Here is a 3,959-nt window from a genome sequence, read left to right on the forward strand (position 1 = left end):
ATAACAGCTTGGGATGTGCCTACGGAGTGTCCAGCCGCCCGAATGAGGCACTGGACTCTTTCTTGGAGGCTTACCGGAATTTCTCTCCCCAGACAAAGGCCAGCCTGAAGGTGGATATACTGTCGCGTATTGCCCAGGTATACGGCAATGGCGGTAAAGACAGCCTGAAGCTGCCCTATTTGCATGAAATGGACACGACGTTGCAGGCGGTCATTTCCAAAGAACCCGAGACACGGAAGAACTGGAGCAATTTCGAGATTGACTGCGAAGTGAAGTATATCCTGCACTACATGAACCAGAAGAACTTTACAGTGGCGCACGAGCATATCGAGAAAGTAAAGAAACTGCTTGAGCCGCATGTAGATCCCGTCTTCTGGCTGAATGTCCAGTTGATACAGCTTCAATATTATGCCAAGACCGATGAGTATGACAAAAGCATCGCATTGATAGACGAGGTGACCCCTACGGTACTGAACAACTACGTCTCCACCTTTGCCACTTTGATAAACTACAAGGCGAGTACGCAATATGACAAGGGGGACATTGACGGGGCCATCGAGACCCGGCGCTACCTCATACGCAAGCAGGATTCGCTGAACAATGCCTTCTCGGCCAACCAGTTGAAGCAGGTGAAGGAGATTTACCACATTGACGAGCTGTTGCTGGAGAAGCAGAAGATTCAGGACATGAATTACCGTATAGGATTTATATTCCTGGGTGTCTGCCTGCTGCTGATGCTGCTTTTCTATCTGTATACGCGCTATGTCTCCGGAAAGATTGCTGTCGTAGAGAAGAAGACGGCTGAAGCCGCCTTGCAGGCAGAGACGGACAACATCGCGAAGGAGCGTCTGAAATCGGAAATCAGCCATGATATACGTACCCCGCTGAATGTGGTGGTGGGCTTTGCCGAATTGCTGATCGGGAAAGAGGAGCTGGATAAAGAGACTAAGAAGGAGTACGGACAGATGATTCAGACCAATGCGGAAAGTCTGCTGAATTATGTCAACAGCATTCTGGAGTTGTCCCGCTTGGAGTCCGGCAAGATTCAGTATGAGGACGAGGAGTGTGACGTTATTCAGTTGTGCAGTGAGGTGCTGGATAAAGTGAACGGTCGTGGGGAGAGCACTGTGTCTGTCAGCCTGCAGACCGATCTCAAGGAACAGCTTGCAAGGACGGACCGGAGGTGGTTCGATACATTGCTTGTCAGCCTGCTGACTCCGTCAGAGAATGACACTTCCCGTTATGAGGCGATTATCCGCATCAGACGCGACCGGAGTAAACCGCTCCTTTATTTCGACGTGGTCAACGCCCCGTTTGCAAAGGTACATTTTGAGAATAAAACGAGCTTGATTCGCCATGAAATCAATGCCCATTTTATTCATTATTTTGGAGGTATCTACAAGGTGCAAACCGAAGCGGAGGAAGGCCCTACTATTTCGTTCACTATTCCTTGTCGAGATTGATGCGGACGATGCCGCCGTAGGGCGTCAATGCGTCGAAGGCTTCTTCGGCTTTAAGGATTCCGGCATAGAGTTGTGCGCAGATTAATACGCCTCCGTGTGCGAAGATGGCAACGCGTGTATAGGGCTTCTTCTTTAATTCGTCCAAAAACTGGCTGACACGCCGGTATTGCATAGCAAAAGATTCTCCACCGGTAGCTGCCACGTTTATGTAGTCGGCATACCATTCCTGCAGGCGTGGGTCCTCATTCTGCTCGAACGGCTTCATCTCCCAGTCGCCAAAATTGATTTCCATAATCCGTTTGTCCCGTTCTGCATCGGGATAGCCGCAATAGGTGGCGAGGCGCACGCAGCGGGTTAGGGGACTGGTGTAGACGTGGTCGAACGGAAGGTATGTCTTCAGGTTTTCTGCTGTTACGGCGGCTTCCGTTTCAAAAGTAGGTTTCAGGGGAACATCGGTCTGACCGTAGCACATCCCCGGAGGAACATCTACCGAAGTGTGTCGAATGAGTATTACTTCCATCTTTAATTTTCAGTTGTTAATTTATAATTAGAATAAGGCTTCCCAAGTAGAAGGACAGTTCGCATAGCAGGAAAGTGGCCCCGCAGCAGTCACCCGTATATCCTTGTAGGCGCCGCTTCATCAATCGGTAGAGCAGGAAGAAGGTGAGCAGTGGGAAGAGGGTGGCAATCCACAGCTTTATAGGCAGCAGCAGTACGAAAGGAAACAGGCCGCAAAGAAATCCGGCCAGTAACTCGTGCCAGCTCATGCGGTTGTAGACGGTCTTGCTTTTGCTGTCTTCCTCTTTCCGGGCATAGGGCAGATAGTTGACAATCTGGGAGGCACAGAACTTGGACCAGCAGTCACCGCAGAGCACAAGGATGCAGAGAAGTCCCAGTGGCAGGTGATGAAGTTGGAGCAACAGCAGGAAATAGCATATCAATCCGATGACACCGTAGCTTCCGATGTGGGAGTCCTTCATGATGGCAAGAGTCCGTTCCCGGGTGGTGCCGCCGCCAAAGCCGTCAAGGAAGTCCGCCAGCCCGTCTTCGTGCAGGCAACCGGTGACAAGCAGGCGTGCGATGAGGGCAAGAATCCATGCCAATGACACCGGCATAATCTGTCCGGCAAGCCACAGCACTGCTGCCATCACGCCTCCCGTCAGCCAGCCTACAAGCGGCCAATAGGGAACCACATGCTTGAAACACTCTGCCGGCACTTCCTTGATTTTCCAGAAGGGCAGTCGGGTGAGCATTATGAATGCAGCCAAGACATTGTTCATGTTAAAAGTATTTAGTGATGGAGGCATGTGCAAAGTTATCCATTTCATTGAGCATCCGCACGGCCGAGTCGACAATGGGATATGCACAGATGGCCCCCGTTCCTTCTCCCAAACGCAGCCCCAGATTCAGCAGCGGACGGGCATGCAGGGCGTCGAGCACCAGTTTGTGGCCCGACTCGTCTCCGCAGTGTCCGAAGATGGCGTAATCCGTCACTTCCGGATAGAGCCTGGCGGCGGCAAGCAGGCAGTTGGTCATGATGAATCCGTCTACAAGGATAATCATCCTCAGCTCGGCAGCTTGCAGCATGGCGCCTATGGCCATCACCATTTCCAGTCCGCCAAAGTAGCGGATGATGTCTCGGGGAGAACCGTCGCCCTTGTAGTTCTCCATAGACTGCTTCAACACTTCGTATTTGTGGCGGATGCCCGCGCTGTCGAGTCCGCTGCCTGCGCCGACACATTGTTCCAGAGGAATACCGGTGAAGCAGGTCATCCACAGGGAGGATGAAGAGGTGTTTCCGATACCCATTTCACCGAAGCTGAGGACATTACTGCCTTCTTCATGGCATTGGCGCACCACCTCGGCACCCCGTTCCAGGCACATCTCCATTTCCTCTTCCGTCATGGCTGCCTCGTGCAGATAACTCCGGGTGCTTTTGCGCACTTTCATATTGATGATGCCTTTCTCGTAGGGGAGGTCGTAGTCTACTCCTGCATCTACAATCTTCAGGGTAAAGCCGTGCTGCCGGCAGAGGAAATTGACACCTGCCCCTCCATGAAGGAAGTTGCTGATTTGCTGCCAGGTGATTTCCTTTGGAGTCAGACTGTCACCTTCTTCTACAATGCCGTGGTCGGCGGCGAAGATAATGTTTTGCGGATGTTTCAAGGCAGGGGATAATGTCTGTTGTATGAGTCCGATTTGGAGTGCCAGTTCTTCTAAAATGCCCAATGAGCCTTTGGGTTTGGTCAGGTTGTTGATTTTGTCAATCAATGCGGGACGGATTGACTCGTCCGGACGGGTGATATGAAATGTTTTCATCAGTCTGTTGACTTTTAATTGTTTGTTGTTTTATGAATGAGTGTTTTTTACGGTAAGTGGGATGCCGGATACCATCAGTATCACTTCGTCGGCACGGGCGGCTACATATTGGTTCATCCAGCCTTGCATGTCCGTGAACTTTCGTTGCAGTTCGTTCTCGGAAGTTCCTCCCATACC

The 3,959-nt window shown here is 51.4% G+C and carries 5 protein-coding genes; 1 reads left to right on the top strand and 4 read right to left on the bottom strand.

Features of this window, described 5'->3' with window-relative positions:
* Positions 1-1,463 (top strand): HAMP domain-containing sensor histidine kinase (locus ABUA47_RS20925; RefSeq protein WP_349831985.1); only part of this gene is annotated, 1,463 nt, incomplete at its 5' end.
* Here ABUA47_RS20925 and cobC read toward each other — a convergent pair.
* The 4 genes from cobC to ABUA47_RS20945 form a co-directional block, all read right to left on the bottom strand.
* Complete coding sequence (gene cobC, locus ABUA47_RS20930; RefSeq protein ID WP_035448433.1) at positions 1,444-1,983, bottom strand: alpha-ribazole phosphatase; 540 nt, start codon at positions 1,981-1,983, stop codon at positions 1,444-1,446. The genes ABUA47_RS20925 and cobC overlap by 20 nt on opposite strands.
* Positions 1,984-1,999: 16 nt before the next feature.
* Positions 2,000-2,743, bottom strand: coding sequence for an adenosylcobinamide-GDP ribazoletransferase (cobS, locus tag ABUA47_RS20935; protein ID WP_035448435.1), 744 nt, complete (start codon positions 2,741-2,743; stop codon positions 2,000-2,002).
* A 1-nt stretch (position 2,744) separates the two neighbouring features.
* A complete protein-coding gene (gene cobT, locus ABUA47_RS20940; protein WP_349831987.1) occupies positions 2,745-3,782 on the bottom strand; it encodes a nicotinate-nucleotide--dimethylbenzimidazole phosphoribosyltransferase in 1,038 nt (345 codons plus the stop codon).
* 30 nt (positions 3,783-3,812) lie between these two features.
* A partial coding sequence (locus tag ABUA47_RS20945; RefSeq protein ID WP_349831989.1) for a bifunctional adenosylcobinamide kinase/adenosylcobinamide-phosphate guanylyltransferase occupies positions 3,813-3,959 on the bottom strand: 147 nt, incomplete at its 5' end.

This window comes from Bacteroides sp. RTP31139st1_H2_RTP31139_211217 (genome assembly GCF_040227615.1).
GTDB lineage: Bacteria > Bacteroidota > Bacteroidia > Bacteroidales > Bacteroidaceae > Bacteroides > Bacteroides uniformis.